The sequence below is a fragment of the Pseudomonas sp. GW821-FHT07E12 genome (assembly GCF_058986605.1).
Map to the genome: position 1 here is coordinate 82,600 of NZ_JBYSVX010000010.1, position 22,439 is coordinate 105,038.

The following is a 22,439-nucleotide window of genomic DNA, read 5'->3' on the forward strand; positions in this document are numbered from 1 at the left end:
CAATGAAGAACTGGCTCGTATCCCCGCGCGTCGCACGTACCTGGATCGGCGCGCTGCTGCTGACCGCATTCGTCGGCGGCGCGTTCGCGCGTGATGTGCAACTGCTCAACGTGTCCTACGACCCGACCCGCGAGCTGTATCGCGACTACAACACCGCCTTCGCCAAGTACTGGCAGGAAAAGAACGGCGACAAGGTCACGGTGGAGACTTCGCACGGTGGCTCGGGCAAGCAGGCGCGCTCGGTCATCGATGGCGTGGAGGCGGACGTGGTCACGCTGGCGCTGGCCTACGACGTCGATGCGATTGCCGAGAAGGCCAAGCTGATCGATCCGGGCTGGCAGAAGCGCCTGCCCGACAACAGCGCGCCGTACACCTCGACGATCGTGTTCCTGGTGCGCAAGGGCAATCCGAAGGGCATCAAGGACTGGCCGGACCTGCTGCGCTCGGGTGTGTCGGTGGTGACGCCGAACCCGAAGACCTCCGGTGGCGCGCGCTGGAACTATCTGGCCGCGTGGGCGTACTTCGACAGGATCTTCAAGGGTGACCAGGACAAGATCCGGCGCAGCGTCACCGCGCTGTTCCGCAACGTGCCGGTGCTGGATACCGGTGCGCGCGGCGCGACCACCACCTTCGTCCAGCGTGGGATCGGCGATGTGCTGCTGGCCTGGGAGAACGAGGCGTTCCTGGCGCAGGAAGAACTGGGTCCGGACAAGTTCGAGATCGTGGTGCCGAAGCTGTCGATCCTGGCCGAGCCGTCGGTCGCGCTGGTCGACAAGAACGTCGACAAGCACGGCACGCGCGCGGTCGCCGAGGAGTACCTGAAGTACCTGTACTCGCCGGAAGGGCAGAAGATCGCGGCCAAGCACTACTACCGTCCGCGCCATCCCGAGTACGCCGACAAGGACGACATCGCGCGCTTCCCGAAGGTGGAGCTGGTGACGATCGATCAGGCATTCGGATCGTGGCAGAAGGCGCAGGCCGAGCACTTCGCGGATGGCGGGATCTTCGACCAGATCCAGGCGAGCAAGTAGGGTATTTCATGTTGGCAGGTGCGGTTTTCTGGGCGCGCAGGCGACTGCGCCGCCGTGTGATCCCCGGGCTCGGACTGAGCCTGGGGATCACGCTTGTCTGGCTCGGGCTGATCGTGTTGATCCCGCTGCTGGGTGTGTTCATCAAGACCAGCGGGTTGGGTTGGGCCGGCATCTGGCAGGTATGGAGCGAGCCGCGCGTGCTGGCCGCGCTGAAGGTGAGCTTCATCACGGCGTTGGCGGCGGCCGCGTTCAATGTGCTGATGGGAACGTGGGTGGCGTGGGTGTTCGTGCGTTATTCGTTCCCCGGCAAGCGCCTGTTCGACGCGATGATCGATCTGCCGTTCGCGCTGCCGACCGCAGTGGCCGGCATCGCGCTGACGGCGCTGTACGGCGGCAATGGCTGGATCGGCCGTTGGCTGGAGAAGCCGACGCAGGCGCTGCAGGAGAGCCTGCCGGCGTTCTCGCATGCCTCGCCCCGGTTGCTGGCGGCGACGCTGGGTGCGGGGCTGGTCTGGCTGGTGCTGCGCCGGGTGGCCGGTGGCGCTCCGGCCGTGTTGCGTGCGCTCGCCGGATGGCTGGCGGTGGGAGCTGGCCTAGGCCTGGCGACGATCCTGCTGCTGCTGGGCTATGGCCTGTTGATGCAGGCCAGCGGCGCTGGCGGCGTGCGCGTGGTCTATACCCAGCTCGGCATCGTGGTGGCGCTGGTGTTCGTCGGCCTGCCGTTCGTGGTGCGCGTGGTGCAGCCGGTGCTGGCCGAGAGCGAGCGTGAGCTGGAAGAGGCTTCGGCCACGCTCGGCGCGGGACGCTGGCAGACGGTGTTCCGGGTGGTATTGCCGAGCCTGTGGCCGGCGCTGCTCACCGGCTTCGCGCTGGCATTCGCGCGCGGCGTGGGCGAGTACGGATCGGTGATCTTCATCGCCGGCAACATGCCGAACCTGACCGAGATCGCGCCGTTGCTGATCACGATCCGGCTGGAGGAATTCGATTACGCCGGCGCCACCGCGATCGCCGCGGCGATGCTGCTGCTGTCGTTCGTGGTGCTGGTGCTGGTGAACGGGCTGCAGGGCCGTTTGCAGCGCAAGGGCAGGGAGTAGGGCAGCATGAGCCAGGTCGTATCCTCCCTCCCTACGTCCCTGCAGGAGCAGGCCATGCCGGCCAGCCGGTCACGCGACATCGTTGCCTCCGCCACCACCGAGCCGGGTTGGGCGCGTTGGCTGCTGATCGGTGGCGCGATGGCGTTCCTGCTGTTCTTCCTGCTGTTGCCGCTGGTGCTGGTGTTCGCCGAAGCGCTGCGCGGCGGGGTACAGGTGTTCTGGAAGGCGATCAGCGATCCGGACGCGTTGGCGGCGATCCGGCTGACGCTGCTGGTCACCGTGATCGTGATCCCGTTGAACCTGGTGTTCGGCGTGGCGGCGGCATGGGCAGTGAGCAAGCACCGCTTCCCCGGCCGGCGTCTGCTGGTGACCCTGATCGACCTGCCGTTCTCGGTCTCGCCGGTGGTGGCAGGTCTGGTGTTCGTGTTGATCTTCGGGCGCCAGGGTTGGGCATGGCCGCTGATCGACGAGGGCTGGCATGTGCACCTGCCGATCCTGGGCGAGACCCTGATCCAGTTGCCGAAGATCGTGTTCGCGCTGCCGGGCATCGTGCTGGCGACCACGTTCGTGACGTTCCCGTTCATCGCCCGCGAGCTGATGCCGCTGATGGAGCAGCAGGGCAGCGATGAGGAACTGGCCGCGCTCAGTCTCGGCGCCAGTGGTTGGCAGACGTTCTGGCGGGTGACGCTGCCGAACATCCGCTGGGGCCTGCTGTACGGCGTACTGCTGTGCAGCGCGCGCGCGATGGGTGAGTTCGGTGCGGTGTCGGTGGTGTCCGGCCACATCCGCGGTCGCACCAACACGCTGCCACTGCACGTGGAGATCCTCTACAACGAATACGCCTACAGCGCGGCGTTCGCCTGCGCCTCGCTGCTGGCGTTGAGCGCGTTGCTGACGCTCGCCCTGAAGACCTACCTGGAATGGCGCCACGGCGAATCGCTGGCCGCCAACCACCGTCACTGAGAACCCTCGCATGAGCATCGGCATCCGCATTCACAACCTGCGCAAGCAGTTCGACGACTTCACTGCGCTGGACGCGATCAACCTCGACATCCGTCCCGGCGAGTTGTTGGCGCTGCTCGGTCCGTCCGGTTCGGGCAAGACCACGTTGCTGCGGATCATCGCCGGCCTGGAATACGCCGACCGGGGCCAGGTGCTGTTCGGCAACGAGGACGCCACCAGCATGAGCGTGCAGTCGCGCCGGGTCGGATTCGTGTTCCAGCACTACGCGTTGTTCAAGCACATGACCGTGTACGAGAACATCGCGTTCGGCCTGCGCGTGCGTCGTGGCCAGGAGCGTTTGCCCGAATCACGCATCGGCGAACGCGTGCGCGAGCTGCTTGCGCTGGTGCAACTGCAAGGCTTGGAAAAGCGCTATCCGACCCAGCTTTCCGGCGGCCAGCGTCAGCGCGTGGCGCTGGCGCGCGCGCTGGCGATCGAGCCACGCGTGCTGCTGCTCGATGAGCCGTTCGGTGCGCTCGATGCGCAGGTGCGGCGCGACCTGCGGCGCTGGCTGCGCGAACTGCACGAGCAGACCGGTCTGACCACGGTGTTCGTGACCCACGATCAGGAAGAGGCGTTGGAGCTGGCCGACCGCGTGGCGATCCTCAACGGTGGTCGGATCGAGCAGCTCGACAGCCCGGCGGCGGTCTACGACCAGCCGGCGTCGCCGTTCGTGTACTCGTTCGTCGGGGCGGTGAACCGTATCGCGGGGCGGGTCGAACGCGGCTTTCTGGACGTGGCCGGCCTGTCGCTGCCGCTGGAAACAGATGTCGCCGCGGGGCAGGTGGAGCTGTACGTGCGGCCGGAGGATCTGGTGCCGGCCGTCGAAGGCTGGCGGGCCACGGTGGTCTCGGCCCAGCGCAGCGGCGCGCGGCTGCGCGTACGTGCCCAGCTGGAGCAGGCCGGCGAAGTGGAGCTGGAACTGCCCTCGGGTGTCGGCAGCTATGCGGCGGGACAGCGGCTGACGCTTTCCGCGCGCCGGTACGGGATCTTCCCGGTCACGGCGGGAGCCTGAGCGGTCGCAGCGCGGACAGCGCAGCGTCCTGGCTATAACAGGTCAGGACAGGCAATGACGGTAACCGATGCAACGGTTGTTGCGCTGCAGCGATTGCTCGGTTAAAAATCCGTGAAGCAGCGACATGTCGCGCTGTCCCCGAGGTGCAGTTTCCCTGCCCACCGCCCCCAAGGAGATATAGGCCCTATGAAGACGTCCACACTCGCTTGTGCCCTGCTGCTTGCACTGTCCTCTGTCTCCACTGCCGCTTTCGCCCAGGACGAAGAGGCCGCTGCCGAATACAAGCCCTTCAGCGCGACGTTGGCTGTGACCACCGATTACGTGTGGCGCGGTATCTCCCAGACCAGCGAGGATCCGGCGTTCCAGGCCGGCGCCACCTACACCTCCAAGGTCGGCATCTACGCCGGCGCCTGGACGTCCAACGTCGATTTCGGCGGGGGCGATCCGAACTGGGAGCGTGACTTCTTCATCGGCTACAACACCGACATTGGTGACAAGGTCAATTTCGATGTCATGGTCAACCGCTACACCTACAGCAGTGCCAGCGACCTGAACTGGAACGAGCTGATCACCAAGACCACGTTCCTGAAGACCTACAGCCTGACGCTGGCGTACTCCAACGATTCGTGGGCGACCAACGAAGACGGTTACTACGCCGCGCTCGGCGGGAGCTGGGCGCTGCCGCACGACTTCACGATCGGTGCCAGCTATGGCCGCAGCATGTTCAGCAACAAGGCCGGGATCGAGGATTACTCGGATTACTCGGTGAGCCTCGGCAAGACCTTCGGTCCGTTGGCGCTGTCGGTGGCCTATATCGATACCGACAAGGCCGGCGAGCGTGTCGGCGGCGACAATGCGGGTAGCCGCGTGGTGGTGACGGCGACGGTCGCGCTGTAAGCGAATCTACTGAGCGAAAACAACGAAGGGCGCCGCAAGGCGCCCTTTGTTTTTGTGCGAGTTCTTTTATGCGAGTCCTTCGCAGGAGCCCGCACATCCGTGTGCGGGGATTCAAAGAAAGTAGCAGCCTGCTCAGTTCCAGCTCAGCACGACCTTGCCGGCCTTGCCCTGTTCCATCAGGTCGAAACCCTTCTGGAATTCATCCACCGACAGTTGATGGGTGAGCACCTTGCCGAGCGGGAAGCCGGACAGCACCAGCTGCGTCATCTTGTACCAGGTCTCGTACATCTTGCGGCCGTAGATGCCCTGCACGGTCAGGCCCTTGAAGATGATCTTGTCCCAGTCGCAGCCGGCGCCCTTGGGCATGATGCCGAGCATGGCGATCTTGCCGCCGTGGTACATGCAGTCGAGCATGTCGTTGAACGCGCGCGGGTTGCCGCTCATTTCCAGGCCGACGTCGAAGCCCTCCATGTGCAGATCCTTCATCACGTCCTTGAGTGAGGTGTTGGCGACGTTGACCACGCGCGTGGCGCCCATGTCGGCGGCCAGCTTGAGGCGGAAGTCGTTGACGTCGGTGACCACCACGTTGCGTGCGCCGATGTGCTTGCAGATACCGGCGGCGATGATGCCGATCGGGCCGGCACCGGTGATCAGCACGTCCTCGCCGATCACGTTGAACTCCAGCGCGCAGTGCGCGGCGTTGCCGTAGGGATCGAAGAACGCGGCCAGCTCGGACGGGATCTGGTCGGGGATCGGCCACAGGTTGCTGGCCGGCATCACCATGTATTCGGCGAAGGCGCCGTTGACGTTGACGCCGATGCCGACGGTGTTCGGGCACAGGTGGGGGCGGCCGCCGCGGCAGTTGCGGCAATGGCCGCAGACGATGTGGCCTTCAGCCGAGACGCGCTGGCCGATCTGGTAGCCGGTCACTGCCGAGCCCAGTTCGGCGATGCGGCCGACGAACTCGTGGCCGATGGTCAGGCCGGGCTTGATGGTGCGCTGGCTCCATTCATCCCACAGGTAGATGTGCAGGTCGGTGCCGCAGATCGCGGTCTTTTCGAGCTTGATCAGCACCTCGTTGGGGCCAGGGACGGGGACGGGCACCTGTTCCAGCCAGATGCCCTTGGTGGCTTGGCGCTTGACCAGCGCTTTCATCATCTCTGCCATTGATCGCCTGCCGGCGGGTAAGGAAATGGGCGCTGATTATAGTTGCTGGCGCAACTTACGATGTGGGGGTGGGGTGGGGGGGGCGGGCGGATAGCTTGGGGGTGGGTGTTGGTTGGGTTTGTGCGGGTGGGGGCGGGGGCTTTCTGCCGGTCCGTGTGCCGCTGTCTCCGCTCGGATAGGCTGGGAGCTGTCTTTCCGCGCCATCTTGCTACCGTCGTCCCCGCGCAGGCGGGGACCCAGCGACTTCCGCGCCATCTCTCTACCGTCATCCCCGCGAAAGCGGGGATCCATGGACGTTTCTTCTAGGTTTGAAGTTGCAGTGACGGCAACAGCAACAGCTTTCGCTCCTTCGGAGCGAGTTACCTTTCTTTGCTCGTGCAAAGAAACGTAACCCAAAGAAAGCACGCCCCAGTCCTCGCGCCCTTCGCTGCGCTACGGGTGCACTGCGCCAGCGGGATTTTCTGACGCGGCATCCATGCCGCGGCAGAAAACGACGTGCATCCATGCACGTCGCCCTGCGGGTTTTTCCCGCTGGCTCCGTCGCTGCGGATGGGGGCCCCGGGTAAGTCAAAGTCCAAGGCAACTGCAAAGTCAAAATCACGAGCAACAGCAACAGCAACAGCAACAGCAACAGCAACAGCAAGCAACCACCTCGCATTGCCTCGGGTCGATTGGCCCGATCAGGCTGTTACTCGTTCAACACTCGCCTCAGAGCCGCACATCCAGACTCAGGAAATACTGCCGCGGTGCGCCGGCCATCAGGGTCTGGTTGTAGCCGTCCGGGTCGGAGGCTACGTAGCCGTTGGTGCCGGTGCTGGCGAAGTAGTGCTTGTCGGTCAGGTTGGTGATGTTCAGTGCCAGTGCGACGTCGCTCAGTGCGCCGATGCGGCCGAAGTCGTAGCGGGCGCCGGCGTTGAACAGCCAGTACGACGGGACCTGCGAGTCGTTGAGGTAGGTGATGTAGCGCTTGCCGAGGTACTTGCCGTCCAGGTCCAGGCGCAGGTTGCCCAGCTGCCAGCTGGCGCTGGAGGAGAACATCCACGACGGGATGCCGACCACGTATTTGCCGGAGGTCGCGACCACGCCGTTGTTGAGGTAGTCGTCCTGGTACTTGGAGGTGTTCCACGACAGCGAGTTGAGCCAGTTGAAGCCTTCGGCCGGCTTCCACATCAGCGCCAGGTCCACGCCGGTGCTGTGCACCGCGCCGACGTTGTTGAGGATCGAGGCGCAGGTCTGGATCGCGCTGCACGGTGAGGTCACCAGCAGGCGGTTGGAGAACTTGGTGAAGTAGACGTCGGCCGACGCCTGGAACTGCGCGTCCTGGACGCGGTAGCCGGCCTGGAAGGTCTGCGATTCCTCGGGCTTGATCTTGGACTTGTTGCTGTCGAAGTTGGCCTGCGAGGTCGCGAACGGGGTGAAGCCATAAGCGGCGATGTTCTTGCTGTACGACGCATAGACATCCTGGCGCTCATCGAGCTTGTAGTTGACGCCCACCTGCGGCAGGAAGCTGTCGTCGGCCTTGATCGTGCCCTGCGCGAACGAGCTGGTGGTCACCAGTGACTGCGCGCTGGTCTGGGTCGAGACCGCCTTGGCGCCGTAGTTCAGGGTCAGGCGTTCGTCGAGCAGGCGCACGTTGTCCTGCAGGTAGAACATGCGGCTCTGGGTGGTGTAGCGCTGCAGGAAGCCGCGCGCGAACGGGGTCTGGCTCTCGTAGAAGTTGTACAGCGAGGTGTAGCCGTCGGCGCCCAGGGCGAAGTAATTGCGCTCCTGCGTGGTGCGCGCGTTCTCGGCCCAGAAGCCGGCCTGGATGTCGTGATGACCCAGCGTCCACTTCAGCGCGCCGGTGGCGCCGTAGCGGTCCAGGCCGTAGTCGGTGGTGCGCATCGCCAGCGGCACCGTGCTGGAGGTCGCCAGGTACGGCGTGGCCCACTGACCTTCGCCGCGTGCGCCGTGGTAGTAGCCGGTGGCGTCGAGGGAGAGGTTGTCGGCCAGCACGAAGCTGCCGCTCAGGCCGGCCAGGTTGTCGCGACGGATGCCGCCGCCGGCATAGTAGGTGGAATCGAGCCAGTCGTAATCGGCCGGCAGCGCGGCCAGCGAGGACGGATAGCCGTTGGCGGTGCCGCCATACTGGCCGGTGCTCTGGTAGGCGCGTGCCATCTGCACGGCGGTGGCCCAGTCCGGCTGCAGGTAGTCCCAGTTCCAGCCCAGGGCTTTCTGGCTGGTCAGCGACAGGTCCATGTAGTCGTATTCCTTGCGCCGTGAGGTGTCCAGGAACAGGCTCACGCGGTTGCCTTCGCCCCACTGGTACAGCGCTTTCAGGTTGGCCTGCTCGGACTTCTGGTCGCCGTAGCCCTTCCACTTGTCGGTGGTGGCGTTGGCATAGGAGAGGTAGGCCGACACGCCGTCGTGGTCGCCGATGTCGCCGCGCACGAAGGTGCGGCGGGTGGCGTCGCTGCCGAGGGTCTGTGACAGGCGCACGCCCGGTTCGCTGTCCGGATCGGCCGAGTAGAACTGGATGGTGCCGCCGAGATTGGTGTTGGAGGCGGTGCCGAGCGCGCCGGCGCCCTGCGCCAGTTCGACCGAGCCGATGTTCTCGGAGGTGATCGCGCGGGTGACCTGCAGGCCGTTGGTGACGCCGTAGCTCATGTTGCCCAGCGGAATGCCGTCGAGCGTGTAGCCGAGTCGGCTCTGGTCGAAGCCGTGCAGGGTGATCTGTGTGGACCACTCGTAGGCGCCCCACGGATCGGCGGCCTGGAACTGCACGCCCGGCAGCTTGTCGATCGCCTTCAGCGCGCTGCTGCCCGGCGAGAGGCGTTCGATGTCCTGCTTGGTGATGCGCTGCACCTGGCGGGTGCTGCCCTGGGCCACGACCGAGATCGCGTCGAGCTGGGTGGCGTTGGTGGTGGTCGGTGTCGCGGCGGCATCGGCATCGGCATCGTCGGCCGGGGCGGCATGGGCGAAGCCGGGCAGGGCGCAGCACAGGGCGAAGGCGAGCAGGGTCGGGCGAAGAGCGGGACGGGGGGAATGCATGGAGAGTCCTGATTTCGTGGCGCGGCGAAAAATTGAAGACACCCGCACAGGGACGTGCGGCGGTTTTGTGAGGGAGTCACAAAAAAGCGCGGTCTTGCCGTTTCATGACTGCAAGTCGCGCAGCGTGTCGTCGCTGCATGAAAGGTTGATGACGCTGATGCGACAGTGCGGTTGTCGCGGAACTGTCGTAATCGCGGTCTATACCGGTCGATCCGCCCGAGCCCGGCGGAGTCGTTCCATTTCCGCCACAGGACTACCCCCATGACTGCCGCCCTGTCCCGCCGCGACTTCCTCGGACGCCTCGCCGCGTTGACCGCCGCCGGTGCGATTCCGGCTTCCATCGGCCGCGCGCTGGCGCTGCCGGCCGCATCACGTACCGGCACGCTGGCCGATCTCGAACACGTGGTGATCCTCATGCAGGAGAACCGCTCGTTCGACCATTACTTCGGCACGCTGCGCGGTGTGCGCGGCTTCGACGACACGCGTGCGCTGACCCTGCGCGACGGTTCGCCGGTGTGGCGTCAGCTTGATGAGTACGGGCGCCGGATCGCGCCGTTCCGGTTTCTCCCCGACACGCGTGCGCCGCTGATCAAGAGCCTGGATCACTCGTGGAAGGGCGCGCCTGACCAGGATCCGCGACGCTGGCAGGAATACGACTGCTGGGCGCCGTACAAGGGCCCGCTGACGATGGGCTATTTCCAGCGCAGCGACATCCCGTACTACCACGCGCTCGCCGATGCATTCACGATCTGCGACGGCTACTTCTGCTCGATCCACGGGCCGACCAACCCGAACCGGATGTTCCTGTTCTCAGGCACCAGCGGCCTGAGCGTCGGCGATGATCGGTTGCAGGCGGTGGAGAACGCCGACGACAGCAACTGGACCGCCGACATGGCGCGCGACAAGCCCGATTACGCGGCGATGCGCTGGACCACCTACAGCCAGCGCCTGAGCGCGGCCGGCATCGATTGGCGCGTGTACCAGGAGTACGACAACTTCGGCGACAACTCGCTGGCGTACTTCGCGCACTACCGCGGCCTGGACACCAGCGACGAGCGTTATCGCCGCGCGCGCGCCTGGGTGCCGGGATCGACCGCCGGGAACGCCGCACAGACCACCGCCGATCACCTCGTCGCCGCGTTCGCCGCCGATGTGCAGGCCAACCGGTTGCCGCAGGTGTCGTGGATCATCGCGCCGACCGCCTACAGCGAGCATCCGGAAGCGCCGCCGGCCTATGGCGAGTCGCTGACCGCGCGCCTGATCGACGCACTCACCGCCAATCCCGAGGTATGGGCGAAGACCGCGCTGATCATCAACTACGACGAGAACGACGGTTTCTTCGATCACGTGCCGGCACCGCTGCCGGCGCTGGATGCACGGATGGGCCGCAGCGCGGTGGACACGCGCGGCGAGGCCTATCACGGCGTGCCGGTCGGATTGGGTATCCGCGTGCCGTTGCTGGTGGTGTCACCGTGGACGCGCGGCGGCTGGGTGCACTCGCAGGTGTTCGATCACACCTCGGTACTGCGCCTGCTGGAAACACGCTTCGGCGTCGCCGAGCCCAACATCAGCCCGTGGCGACGCGCGGTGACCGGTGATCTCGCCAGCGTGTTCGATTTCCGTGACCCGGATCGCGCGGCGCTGTCGGCACTGCCGGACGTATCCGATTACCGGCAACGCACCGCCGCGATCGCGAAACTGCCCGATCCGAAGCCGCCGCTTCACGAGGACATGCCGCGTCAGGAGCCGGGGCAGCGGCCGGCGCGCGCGCTGCCGTACGACCTGCACGTGCATGCCGAGACCATGCACGACAACGCGCTGCGACTGCGCTTCGTCAATGCAGGTTCGGCTGCCGCGGTCTTCAACGTCTACGCACCGGGCAGCGAAGCCGGGCCGTGGTACTACACGGTGCTGCCGGGCAGCGCGCTGGAAGACGTGCCGCATGGCCTGCCGACGGAGGGTACGTATGCGCTGGCGGTGCACGGGCCGAACGGTTTCCTGCGTGAGTTGTCCGGCGATCGCAGCAAGGCGGGTGGCGGTGCACAGCCCTGGTTGGAAGCGCGCAGCGAGCACGGCACGCTGGTGATCGCACTCGGCAATCGCGGCAGCGCGTCGTGCACGCTGCAGGTGCGCGCGCTCGACTACGGCGACCCGGCGCCGCACGAAGTGACGCTGGCCGCGGGCGGACGCACCGAGTTCCGCTACGACCCGGTCGCCAGCGATCACTGGTACGACCTGCAGGTGGCTTCGTCGGACGGCACCTTCCGGCGCCGGTTGGCCGGGCATCTGGAAACCGGCCGGGCCAGCCGCAGCGATCCGGCGCTGGGGCGCAGGTAGAGCCGAGTTTGCTTGGCTGGAGCGTTGCCCGGGAAAGCCCCCGCCGAGCCCCGAAAAGGGATGCAAGCACAAGCTCGGCTCTGCGGGGGCATATCCCCGCGACCGTGCCATAGGTCATGGATCGGTATCGGAAGGGCATCGCTAGAATTGTTATGTCCTTACATATGGAGCCATTCCAATGCGCATGAAGCTGCTCGCCTTCTCCGTTGTCGCCGCCCTGGGCGCGACCAGTGCTGCTCACGCCGGCGAAGGCATGTGGGTCCCGCAGCAACTGCCGGAGATCGCCGGCCCGCTGCAGAAGGCCGGCCTGAAGCTCTCGCCTGAGCAGCTCGCCGACCTCACCGGCGATCCGATGGGCGCGGTGGTCGCGCTCGGCGGCTGCACCGCCAGCTTCGTCTCGCCGCGGGGCCTGGTGGTCACCAACCACCACTGCGCTTACGGCGCGATCCAGCTCAACTCCACGGCCGAGAAGAACCTGATCAAGGACGGCTTCAACGCGCCGACCGAAGGCGACGAGCTGAGCGCCGGTCCGAACGCCCGCGTGTACGTGCTCGACGCCATCACCGACGTCACTGCCCAGGCCAAGGCCGCGATGGCCAGCGCCGGCAACGATCCGCTCAAGCGCACCCAGGCGCTGGAAGCATTCAACAAGGCCCAGGTCGCCCAGTGCGAGGCGGGCGGTGGCTATCGCTGCCAGGTCTTCAGTTTCTCCGGCGGCAACGCCTACCGCTTGTTCAAGAACCTGGAGATCAAGGACGTGCGCCTGGTCTACGCGCCGCCCGGCAGCGTCGGCAAGTTCGGCGGCGACATCGACAACTGGATGTGGCCGCGCCACACCGGCGATTTCTCGTTCTACCGCGCCTACGTCGGCAAGGATGGCAAGCCGGCGGCGTTTTCCAAGGACAACGTGCCGTACCAGCCCAAGCACTGGCTGAAGTTCGCCGACCAGCCGCTGGGCGCCGGGGATTTCGTGATGGTGGCCGGCTACCCGGGACGCACCAACCGCTACGCGCTGGTGGCCGAATTCGAGAACACCGCCAACTGGACTTACCCGACCGTGGCGCGTCACTACAAGAACCTGATCGCGCTGGTCGACGCCGCCGGCAAGCAGAACCCGGACATCAAGGTGAAGTACGCCAGCACCATGGCGGGCTGGAACAACACCAGCAAGAACTACGAGGGCCAGCTGGAAGGCTTCAAGCGCATCGACGCCGGAGCCCAGAAGAAGGCCGAGGAAGCCGCCGCGCTGGCCTGGCTGAAGCGCCAGGGTGCCGCCGGCAAGCCGGCGCTGGCCGCGCACGATGCGCTGGTCAAGTTGGTCGAGGACGGCAAGAGCACCCAGCAACGCGATCTGGTGCTGGGCCAGTTCGACCGTACCGGCACGATCGGCGCGGCGGTGATGCTGTATCGCCTGTCGATCGAGCGCGCCAAGCCCGATGCCGAGCGCGAGTCCGGCTATCAGGAGCGTGACCTGCCGACGATCGAAGGCGCGGTGAAACAGATGGAGCGCCGCTACGTCCCGGCGATGGATCGCCAGCTGCAGCAGTACTGGCTGAGCGAGTACGTCAAGCTGCCGGCCAGCCAGCGCGTCGCAGCGGTCGATCAATGGCTGGGTGGCAGCAACGCCAGCGCAGTCGATGCGGCAGTGAGCAAGCTCGACGGCACCCGCCTCGGCAGTACCGATGAGCGCCTGAAGTGGTTCAAGGCCGATCGCGCCGCGTTCGAGAGCAGCACCGATCCGGCGATCCAGTACGCAGTGGCGGTGACGCCGGCACTGCTGGCGATGGAGAAGCAGGACAAGATCGAAACCGGCGAACTGCTCAAGAACCGCCCGATCTACCTGCAGGCGCTGGCCGACTACAAGAAGAGCCAGGGCGAGTTCGTCTACCCGGACGCCAACCTGTCGCTGCGCATCACCTTCGGCAACGTCAAGGGCTACACGCCCAAGGACGGCGTGGCGTACACCCCGTTCACCACACTCGAAGGCGTGGCGGCCAAGGAAACCGGCGTCGATCCGTTCGACTCGCCGAAGGCACTGCTGGATGCGGTCAAGGCCAAGCGCTACGCCGGCCTGGAAGACAAGCGCCTCGGCTCGGTGCCGGTGAACTTCCTGTCCGACCTGGACATCACCGGCGGCAACTCCGGTTCGCCGGTGATGGACGCGCACGGCAAGCTGGTCGGCCTGGCGTTCGACGGCAACTGGGAGTCGGTGAGCAGCAACTGGGTGTTCGACCCGAGCATGACCCGGATGATCTCGGTCGATTCGCGCTACCTGCAGTGGATCATGACCGAGGTCGCGCCGGCGCCGCAGTTGCTGAAGGAGCTGAATCTGGTGCGCTGAGCCGGAACCAGCGATTGCCGTTCCACGAAGCCGCCTACGGGCGGCTTCGTGCTATCTGGCATCCGCGGAGATGTTCCACGGGTTTTTGCTCGTCATTCCCGCGAAAGCGGGAATCCATGGACGTTGATGCTTGCGAGTCACGTCCTTGGATTCCCGCTTTCGCGGGAATGACGGCTGCAGGGCCTCTGTGGACAGACGCCGTGGTTTCCGCTGCAACCGGAGCGAGCGGGTATGATGCCGCTCCCGTCGCCGTCGGCGATCGGGTCCCCCACGTTCATCCCCACGTCTACGAGGACTTCCCGAGCATGCGCATCCTGCTTGCCCGACACGGCGAGACGCCGTGGAACGCCGAGGGCCGCTACCAGGGCCAGATCGACATTCCGCTTTCGCCGGTCGGCGAGGGTCAGGCCAAAGCGCTCGGCGAGCGCCTGAAGGATCTGCCGATCGCGCGCGCGGTGGCCTCGCCGCTGAGCCGCGCGCAGACCACCGCACGTTTCGCACTCGGGCCGGCACGCGAGTCGATGCTGCAGCTCGATGCCGAGCTGCAGGAAATCGCGCACGGCGAATGGGAAGGTCTGCTGGCCAGCGAGATCCACGACAAGGATCCGGCGCGCCTGCGTGCCTGGCGCGAAGAACCCGATACCGTGTTGATGCCCGGCGGCGAATCGCTGCGACAGGTACTTGAGCGCAGCTGGCGCGGTCTGGCGCGCGCTGCCGAAGGACTCGGTGACGAGGACACGCTGCTGGTCGTCGCCCACGACGCGGTCAATCGCGTGATCCTGTGCAAGGTGCTCGGCATTCCATTGTCGCGGCTGTGGACCTTCCGCCAGGCCCCGACCACGCTCAACCTGCTCGAAGGCAGCGACGTGGAAAACCTGGAAGTGGTGCGTCTGAATGATTGCGCGCACCACACCCCGTTCTTCGGCGAGGCCAAGCACCGCGCGCTTTGAGTCAAGCCACAGGGAGGTGGTTGATGGGTTGGAAGAAAACATGGGTCGGGTCGGCAGAGCCCTCGCGCAGCGAAGCGGGCAGGGTGCTCGCGGTGCTTGTCGTGTTGGGCCTGGTGATGCTGGGCCTGTTCGTCGATTTCCTGTCCGCGCCGTTTCTGTACGGCCGGCAGTGGCTGCTGCTCGGTATCGCGCTTGCCGCACGGCTGTTCGTGCATGTGCATCACCAACACCGGCGTTCCTGCGACTGTCGGTTGCGCGGTGGGCCGGTGGAGCACGCGTTTCCTGACTATCGCTGCATCGACGAAAGCTTCTATCGGCGTCATCCCGAACAGCAGGTTTCGATGATGCTCGCAGGGAAGCGTTCCGCATTGGGTACGCGGTTCGAACGGGTCTACCCGACGCGATGATGATCAGGCGCCGGGTCGTTTCGCAGTTGTCGTTTCTGGTGGTCGAGCGTGTTCGTCGCAATTCGTCGACGCGACTGCACGCATCGTATGGCGGGAATCGGCGTATATATCGCCTCATCACACGGGTACAGGCACGGGCATGAGCGCTCCGCTTCCGCTGTTTTCCGAAGACCGTGCCAGCGACCATGGTAGTTATCGTGACTATGGTCACAATAAAAAAGACCTCATCGCGGCCAACGACGATCCCCGGGTGCGCGCACTGGCGTTCGTCAAGCGTGTCTATCCGATGCGCAACCTGGGCTTGCTGCTGCTGACCCTGCCGTATGCCTCCGTGCTTCACGAGCAGGGCGCGGCGTGGCCGTACTGGATTCTGGTGGTGTTGAACGTGCTCGTGTGGCCGCACGTGGCGTTCCTGCGCGCGTACTCGGCGCGCGACCCGATGAAGGCCGAATTCCGCAATCTGGTGATCGACGCAGCGTTCGGCGCGTTCTGGATCGCCGCTTCCAAGGTCAGCCTGGTGCCGGCGGCGGCGATGATCAGCATCCTGGCGGCCGATCGGCTGGCGGCAGGCAGTTGGCCGCTGCTGTTGCGGGCGACGCTGGCCGGCGTGGTCAGCTTCCTCATCAGCGGCTGGATGCTCGGCTGGCCGTTCCATCCACAGGCGTCGGTGCGCACCATGCTGCTCGCGCTGCCGTCGGTGGTGGTGTACATGCTGGCGCTGAGCCACGTCGGTCATCAGCTGACGCGCCGGATCGCGCAGCAGAACCGTGAACTGGAGCGGCTGATCCTGACCGATCCCGGCGTGGACCTGCCCAATCGGCGCTATTTCAACGCGCGCGCCGGCGATCTGGTCGCTTCCTCGCGGGCCGGCAAGGGCGAGACGGTGCTGTTGCTGCTCGATGTCGATCGCTTCAAGGCGATCAACGACCGGCACGGCCATGGTGCCGGCGACGAGGTGCTGCGCGAAGTCGCCCGTCTGCTGCGCGAACAGGCCGGAACCAAGGGATTTCCCGCGCGGATCGGCGGTGACGAATTCGCCTTGCTGCTGCCGGTGGGCCTGTCGGAAGGCGAAGCGGCGGCGGCGCGGCTGCGCCACGCAGTGGCCGCGCTGGAATTGCCGCGCTGGCCCGACGTGCAGGTCGGCGTGAGCATCGGTGTGGCCCTGCTGGCGCCGCACCATCGTGGTCTCGACGACTGGATGGGCGCCTCGGACCGCGCCATGTACGTGGCCAAGGCGGCGGGACGCGCCCGCTTCTGAGTGACGCGCGAAAACCGCGATAATGGCGCAGTTTTCCGCCCATCTCTGCCCTGTGAACGCAACCAACACCCTTTCCGAATGGCTGGCCTTCATCGAGCGCCAGCATCCGCAATCGATCGCGATGGGGCTGGAGCGCGTGCGCGACGTCGCGGCCCGGCTGGATCTGGGCAGGCCGATCGCAAAAAAAACCATCGTCGTCGCCGGCACCAACGGCAAGGGCTCGACGGTGGCCTTCATCGAGGCGATCGCACGTGCTGCCGACTGGAAGGTCGGCACCTACACCTCGCCGCATCTGCTGCGCTACAACGAGCGCGTGCGCATCGACGGGCGCGAGGCCGAGGATGCGGCGCTGGTGGCCGCATTCGCTGCGGTCGAGGTTGCACGCGGCGAGATCCCGCTGACTTACTTCGAATACGGCACGCTCGCCGCGCTGCACTTGTTCAGTCAATCCGACCTGGATCTGGCGGTGCTGGAAGTCGGCCTGGGCGGGCGTCTGGATGCGGTCAACATCGTCGATGCCGATGTCGCGGTGATCACTACCGTCGACATCGACCACACCGACTGGCTCGGCGGCGACCGGGAATCGATCGGCGAGGAGAAGGCCGGGATCATCCGCGGCTGGAAGCCGGTGATCCTGGGCGAGATCGATCCGCCGTCGAGCGTGCTGCGCCGCGCCTATCTGCTTGGTGCCAACGCGATCCGCTTCGGCAGTGATTTCTTCGCCGAGCCGATCGATGCGGAAAGCTGGCGCTGGCGTGACGTTTCACTGCAGATGGAGTTGCCGATGCCGGCGCTGCAGGCGCCGGTGCAACTGGCCAACGCCGCCAGCGCGGTCGCCGCGCTGCGCGCACTGGATGAGCCGATTCCACGCACCGCCTGGGCCGAAGGCGTCGCCCAGGCCGGCATCGCCGGCCGCCTGCAGGCGTTCCATCGGGGGGACGTGGAGGTGCTGGTCGATGTCGGCCACAACCCGCAGGCGGCGCGCGCGCTGGCCGCGGCGTTGCAGGCGCGCCCAGCCACCGGCCGCACCCATGCGGTCTACGCAGCGTTGTCCGACAAGGACGTGGTCGGCGTGGCCGAGGCCCTGGGCGAGCGGGTCGACGCATGGCGCATCGCCGGACTCGACGGTGCCCGTGGCCAGAGCGCGGACGCACTGGCCGCGCGCCTGCAGGGCACACCCGCCGGGACCGCGACCCGTTTCGGCAGCGTCGCCGAAGCATTGGACGATGCGCTGGCCCACGCGGCGCCCGGCGATCGCGTGCTGGTGTTCGGTTCGTTCCATACCGTGGCCGAAGCGCTGCCGCTGCTGGGTTCGACCGGCTGAGCGATGTCGCATCCACCCGTCGGCGCGGAGTAAGCGCATCGCCCCCGCCGCCCTGTGGGAGCGACTTCAGTCGTGACAGCCTTCCGCGCAAAGCACGATCACCCCCGACATCGGTCCAGGAGCTTCCCGCAACACGCCTGTTCAGGGTTTGTAACGAACGCATCGATACTCGCCGGAGTGACCCGCGCCCTGGCCTTATAATCGCCGCACATTCCGTCGCGTTGCCGATTCCCACGTGGATACGACCCTGAAACAGCGTCTGATTGGCGCCGCCGTCCTGGTGGCGCTTGCCGTGATTTTCCTGCCCATGCTGGTGAAGGGCCCGGCGCCCGACAGCGGCGTATCCGATGTGCCGATCACCGCACCCGCGGCGCCGTCCAATGGCCAGTTCGAGACCCGCGAACTGCCGCTGGTGACGCCGGGCAATACCCCGGCCGGTGGCGCGGTCGGCATGGCCGGCAGCGCACCGACCGCTCCGGCGCCGGTCCAGGACAACCCGGATGCGGCCGATCTGGCGGCAGCGCCGGGCGAGGCCTTGCCGCCGAGCGCGGCCGCCGGCAACTACGCGGTGAACTTCGGCGCCTATGCCAGCCAGGCCGATGCCGACAAGGTGATCGCGCGGTTGAAGCAATCGCAGCTGCCGGGCTTCAGCGAGCCGGCCCAGATCGGTGGCAAGCCGGCATGGCGGGTGCGGATCGGTCCGTATGCCAGCCAGGCCCAGGCCGAGGCGGTACGCCTGCAGGCGGTCAAGGTGCGCAGCGACGTCAACGCCCAGGTGGTGACGCTCGACGCGCAGCCGGCTGCCCCGGCCCCGACGACAGCAGCGCCCGAACCCGCGCCGAGCAGGATCGAGCCGTTGCCGGCACAGCCGGCCAAGCCGGTGGCCGCAACGCCGGTGGCCGCGGTCAGCAAGCCGGTCGAAAAGCCGGTGCCGGCCCCGGTCAAGCCCGAACCCGCCAAGCCGCAGCCGCCCAAGCCCGCGCCACCTGCGGCCCCGGCCGCCAGCGGTGTCGGTTTCGCCGTGCAGTTGGGGGCGTTCGGTCGCGTCGAGGACGCCAACGCCTTGCGCGACAAGGTCCGCGCGGCTGGCTTCAGCGCCTTCGTCGAGCAGGTCCGTACCGACAACGGCACCCTGAACCGGGTGCGGGTCGGGCCGGTGGCCAATCGCGGCGACGCCGAGCAGCTGAAGGCGCAGGTGGCGGCCAAGGTCGGTATCACGGGCATGGTGCGTCCGCATCCTTGAGCGGACGCAACGCAGCACCCATGGAGAGGGTAGACGCATGAACCTGGATACCGGGCTGGATATCAAGAACACGCGGCCCGTCGTGGGCACCGGAGTGCCGGCATGATCGATATGGTGCTGCTGGTGGTGATCGGCCTGTCGGCGTTGCTGGGGCTGTTCCGCGGCTTCGTCGGCATCGTGGTCGGCACCGTCTCGTGGCTGCTGGCCGGCTGGGCGACGTTCCAGTTCGGTGGCGCGGCCGGGCATTGGCTGGCCAAAGGCGCGCATCCTTCGACCACCGAGTCCTTTGGCGGCTATGCGCTGGTGTTCGTCGGCGTGCTGGTGATCGTGGCGGTGGTCGGCATGGTGATCCGCGCCGGTGTGGACGCGGTGCGGCTGAATGGCACCGACCGGATGCTCGGTCTCGGCCTGGGCGTGGTGCGCGGCGCGTTTTTCGGTTGCGTGCTGGTGCTGCTGGGCAGCTTCACGCCACTCACACGCGAGCCGGCCTGGCGCGAGTCGCGCGTGTTGCCGCTGCTGCAGCCCGGTGCGAACTGGATGCGCGCGCAACTGCCGGATTGGTCCATGCCGGAGGTGAATCTGCGGAATCTGCCGAACATGGATTTGGGCAAGCTGCCGATTACAGGCGATAATGTCGGCCTCGACAAGACACTTTCGGTCTCCGCAATGCAGGAGACGATCCAGCGTGCATTGGGCCGGACACCGGCCGGCGACAGCGTCCCGCAGGGTGATCCGGCGCAGGTACTGCCCAGCAACATAGACCCGGCGCAGGTCCGCGCCGGGGAAAGCGATCCGAAACGGATCGAATCCCATGGCCAGGCACGGCCACCTTCCCAATAAGAGCGCCAGCTCAAGCGGAGACGCGCAACATGTGTGGCATCGTCGGTATCGTCGGCAACCAGAACGTCGCCGGGCAGCTTTATGACGGCCTGACCGTCCTGCAGCATCGCGGCCAGGACGCGGCGGGTATAGCAACTGCCGACGGCACCCGGCTGCGCGTGCAGAAGGCCAACGGCCTGGTACGGGACGTCTTCGACGAGAAGCGCATGGCGGTGCTGGAAGGCCGCGTCGGCATCGCCCATTGCCGCTATCCGACCGCCGGTTCGGAAGGCATGGACGAAGCGCAGCCGTTCTACGTCAACTCGCCCTACGGCATCGCGCTGGCGCACAACGGCAACCTGATCAACACCGAGGCGCTGCGCCAGCAGGTGTTCGAGGCCGACCGCCGCAACGTCAACACCGACTCGGACAGCGAAGTGCTGCTGAACGTGTTCGCCTACGAGCTGGATGCGCAGCGCATGCTGACGCCGGAAGCGGCGATCCGCGCGGTGGCCGGCGTGCATCGCCGCTGCAAGGGCGGCTACGCGGTGGTCAGCGTGGTGCTGGGCCTGGGCCTGGTGGCGTTCCGCGATCCGCACGGCATCCGTCCGCTGGTGCTGGGCAAGCGCGAGGGTGCGGAGGGCGACGAGTACGTGGTCGCTTCCGAATCGGCGACGCTGGACATCCTCGGCTTCCAGCGCGTGCGCGACGTGCGTCCCGGCGAGGCGCTGGTGATCACCGCGCGCGGCGAGCTGTTCTCCGAGGTCTGCGCCACCAACACCGATCACACCCCGTGCATTTTCGAGTATGTGTACTTCGCGCGCCCGGACTCGATGATCGACAACGTCTCGGTGCACAAGGCGCGCATGCGCATGGGCATGAAGCTCGGCGAGAAGATCCTGCGGCTGCGCCCGGATCACGACATCGACACGATCATCCCGATCCCGGACACCTCGCGCGATGCCGCGCTGGAGATGTCCAATGTGCTCGGGGTGAAGTACCGCGAGGGCTTCGTCAAGAACCGCTACGTCGGCCGCACCTTCATCATGCCGGGGCAGGGCGAGCGGGTGAAATCGGTGCGTCGCAAGCTCAATCCGATCCATCTGGAATTCCGCAATCGCGTGGTGCTGCTGGTCGATGATTCGATCGTGCGCGGCACGACCAGCCGCCAGATCGTGCAGATGGCGCGCGAAGCCGGTGCGCGCAAGGTCTACCTGGCCAGTGCCGCGCCGCCGGTGCGCTACCCCAACATCTACGGCATCGACATGCCGGCGGCCGAGGAACTGATCGCACACGGCCGCAGCGAGCAGGAAATCCAGGAATTCCTCGGCTGCGACTGGCTGATCTACCAGGATCTGGAAGACCTGGAATCGGCGGTGCGCGAGGGCAATCCGGAGCTGAAGCAGTTCGATTCGTCGTGCTTCAACGGCGAGTACACCACCGGTATCGAACCGGGTTACTTCGAACGTATCCGTCAGTTGCGCTCGGATGAATCCAAGCGCAAGCGCCGGGCTTGAAGGCAGGGGTCGGGGACCAGGGGCCAGAGGACTGGCCCGTCGTCTCGCTTTTCCCTGGCCCCTGACCTCTGGCCCCTGATCCATGACCTCGTTGTTCGACGCCGCCCGCGCCTGCCTCGACGCCGCCGACCCGGTCGAGAAGGTTGCGCTCACCCAGCATCATGCCGCCGCGTTCCGCGCCGGCGATCTGGTGCTGCCGGAACAGGCGCTGGAGCCGTTGCCGATCCGCATGCCGGGCCGGCCGTCGCGACCGGCGTTGGTGCATCCGCGTGAACTGCCGCGCCGCGGATTGGGCACGCCCGAAGGTCGCTCGGCGTTCCTGCACGCGATTGCTCACATCGAGTTGAACGCGATCGACCTGGCCTGGGATGCGGTCTACCGCTTCCGTGGCTTGCCACCGCAGTTCTATGCCGATTGGGTGGCGGTGGCCGCGGACGAGTCGCGCCATTTCATGCTGCTGCGCGAGCGCCTGCACGACTACGGCTGCGATTACGGCGACTTCGATGCGCACAACGGCCTGTGGGAAATGTGCGAGAAAACCGCGCATGACGGACTGGCGCGGATGGCACTGGTGCCGCGCGTGCTGGAAGCGCGCGGACTCGACGTCACCCCCGGCATGATCGTCAAGCTGCGCTCGCTCGGCGATGAAGCCACCGCGCAGGTGCTGGAACTGATCCTGCGCGAGGAAGTGGCGCACGTTGCCGCCGGTTCGCGCTGGTACCGCTGGTATTGCGAGCGCGCCGGGATCGAGCCGCGTGCACGCTTCAAGGAACTGCTGCGCGAGTACGCCGGCGGTTACCTGCACGGCCCGTTCAACATCGAAGCGCGGCTGTTGGCCGGCTTCGACGAAGACGAACTCGCGAGCCTGGTCGAACAAGCCGGCTGAGTTCGAGCGCTTCGAGATTGCTCCATTCCCTTCTCCCTGGAAGGGCGTGGCAAGCGTGCAACCGACTCCACGCACCATCCAGCTCTGCTGTCCCCGATCTTCCCGCCCATGCGCGGCAGGC

Annotated in this window: 17 protein-coding genes; 15 read left to right on the forward strand and 2 right to left on the reverse strand. The window is 66.4% G+C overall.

Annotated features, from left to right (window positions below):
* The first annotated feature begins 2 nt into the window (after positions 1-2).
* The 5 genes from AC3WJE_RS07985 (at position 3) to AC3WJE_RS08005 (ending at position 5,039) form a co-directional block, all read left to right on the forward strand.
* Positions 3-1,031, forward strand: a complete 1,029-nt coding sequence (locus tag AC3WJE_RS07985) for a sulfate ABC transporter substrate-binding protein (RefSeq protein ID WP_493730249.1) — start codon at positions 3-5, stop codon at positions 1,029-1,031.
* Between the two features lie 8 nt (positions 1,032-1,039).
* Positions 1,040-2,125: an ABC transporter permease subunit gene (locus AC3WJE_RS07990; RefSeq protein WP_493730250.1), complete on the forward strand. Its 1,086-nt coding sequence runs from the start codon at positions 1,040-1,042 to the stop codon at positions 2,123-2,125.
* 54 nt (positions 2,126-2,179) lie between these two features.
* The gene (gene cysW, locus AC3WJE_RS07995) at positions 2,180-3,088 is read left to right on the forward strand and encodes a sulfate ABC transporter permease subunit CysW (RefSeq protein ID WP_493730287.1); all 909 of its coding nucleotides are present in this window, start codon (positions 2,180-2,182) and stop codon (positions 3,086-3,088) included.
* A 16-nt stretch (positions 3,089-3,104) separates the two neighbouring features.
* Positions 3,105-4,142 (forward strand): sulfate/molybdate ABC transporter ATP-binding protein, encoded by a 1,038-nt coding sequence (locus AC3WJE_RS08000; protein WP_493730288.1) that lies wholly within the window; start codon positions 3,105-3,107, stop codon positions 4,140-4,142.
* Positions 4,143-4,328: 186 nt separating this feature from the next.
* A complete protein-coding gene (locus tag AC3WJE_RS08005) occupies positions 4,329-5,039 on the forward strand; it encodes a TorF family putative porin (protein ID WP_493730251.1) in 711 nt (236 codons plus the stop codon).
* 132 nt (positions 5,040-5,171) lie between these two features.
* On the opposite strand, the gene tdh is transcribed toward AC3WJE_RS08005, so the two are convergent.
* Both tdh and AC3WJE_RS08015 read right to left on the reverse strand, forming a co-directional pair.
* Positions 5,172-6,206 carry an L-threonine 3-dehydrogenase gene (gene tdh, locus AC3WJE_RS08010; RefSeq protein ID WP_493730252.1) on the reverse strand — a complete coding sequence of 345 codons (1,035 nt, stop codon included), beginning with the start codon at positions 6,204-6,206 and terminating at the stop codon, positions 5,172-5,174.
* A 708-nt stretch (positions 6,207-6,914) separates the two neighbouring features.
* Positions 6,915-9,236 (reverse strand): TonB-dependent receptor, encoded by a 2,322-nt coding sequence (locus tag AC3WJE_RS08015; RefSeq protein ID WP_493730253.1) that lies wholly within the window; start codon positions 9,234-9,236, stop codon positions 6,915-6,917.
* 261 nt (positions 9,237-9,497) lie between these two features.
* On the opposite strand from AC3WJE_RS08015, the gene AC3WJE_RS08020 reads away from it, so the two are divergent.
* The 10 genes from AC3WJE_RS08020 (at position 9,498) to AC3WJE_RS08065 (ending at position 22,318) form a co-directional block, all read left to right on the forward strand.
* A complete protein-coding gene (locus tag AC3WJE_RS08020; RefSeq protein WP_493730254.1) occupies positions 9,498-11,573 on the forward strand; it encodes a phosphocholine-specific phospholipase C in 2,076 nt (691 codons plus the stop codon).
* 184 nt (positions 11,574-11,757) lie between these two features.
* Complete coding sequence (locus tag AC3WJE_RS08025) at positions 11,758-13,914, forward strand: S46 family peptidase (RefSeq protein ID WP_493730255.1); 2,157 nt, start codon at positions 11,758-11,760, stop codon at positions 13,912-13,914.
* A gap of 305 nt (positions 13,915-14,219) precedes the next feature.
* Positions 14,220-14,864 (forward strand): histidine phosphatase family protein, encoded by a 645-nt coding sequence (locus AC3WJE_RS08030; RefSeq protein WP_493730256.1) that lies wholly within the window; start codon positions 14,220-14,222, stop codon positions 14,862-14,864.
* A 23-nt stretch (positions 14,865-14,887) separates the two neighbouring features.
* Positions 14,888-15,271: a hypothetical protein gene (locus AC3WJE_RS08035; RefSeq protein WP_493730257.1), complete on the forward strand. Its 384-nt coding sequence runs from the start codon at positions 14,888-14,890 to the stop codon at positions 15,269-15,271.
* Between the two features lie 139 nt (positions 15,272-15,410).
* Positions 15,411-16,529: a sensor domain-containing diguanylate cyclase gene (locus tag AC3WJE_RS08040; RefSeq protein WP_493730258.1), complete on the forward strand. Its 1,119-nt coding sequence runs from the start codon at positions 15,411-15,413 to the stop codon at positions 16,527-16,529.
* 52 nt (positions 16,530-16,581) lie between these two features.
* The gene (gene folC, locus AC3WJE_RS08045) at positions 16,582-17,853 is read left to right on the forward strand and encodes a bifunctional tetrahydrofolate synthase/dihydrofolate synthase (RefSeq protein ID WP_493730259.1); all 1,272 of its coding nucleotides are present in this window, start codon (positions 16,582-16,584) and stop codon (positions 17,851-17,853) included.
* A gap of 235 nt (positions 17,854-18,088) precedes the next feature.
* Positions 18,089-19,096, forward strand: coding sequence for an SPOR domain-containing protein (locus tag AC3WJE_RS08050; protein WP_493730260.1), 1,008 nt, complete (start codon positions 18,089-18,091; stop codon positions 19,094-19,096).
* Positions 19,097-19,198: 102 nt separating this feature from the next.
* Positions 19,199-19,936 carry a CvpA family protein gene (locus tag AC3WJE_RS08055; protein WP_493730261.1) on the forward strand — a complete coding sequence of 246 codons (738 nt, stop codon included), beginning with the start codon at positions 19,199-19,201 and terminating at the stop codon, positions 19,934-19,936.
* 29 nt (positions 19,937-19,965) lie between these two features.
* Positions 19,966-21,432, forward strand: coding sequence for an amidophosphoribosyltransferase (gene purF, locus AC3WJE_RS08060; protein ID WP_493730262.1), 1,467 nt, complete (start codon positions 19,966-19,968; stop codon positions 21,430-21,432).
* 82 nt (positions 21,433-21,514) lie between these two features.
* Positions 21,515-22,318, forward strand: a complete 804-nt coding sequence (locus AC3WJE_RS08065) for a ferritin-like domain-containing protein (RefSeq protein ID WP_493730263.1) — start codon at positions 21,515-21,517, stop codon at positions 22,316-22,318.
* Positions 22,319-22,439 lie beyond the last annotated feature (121 nt).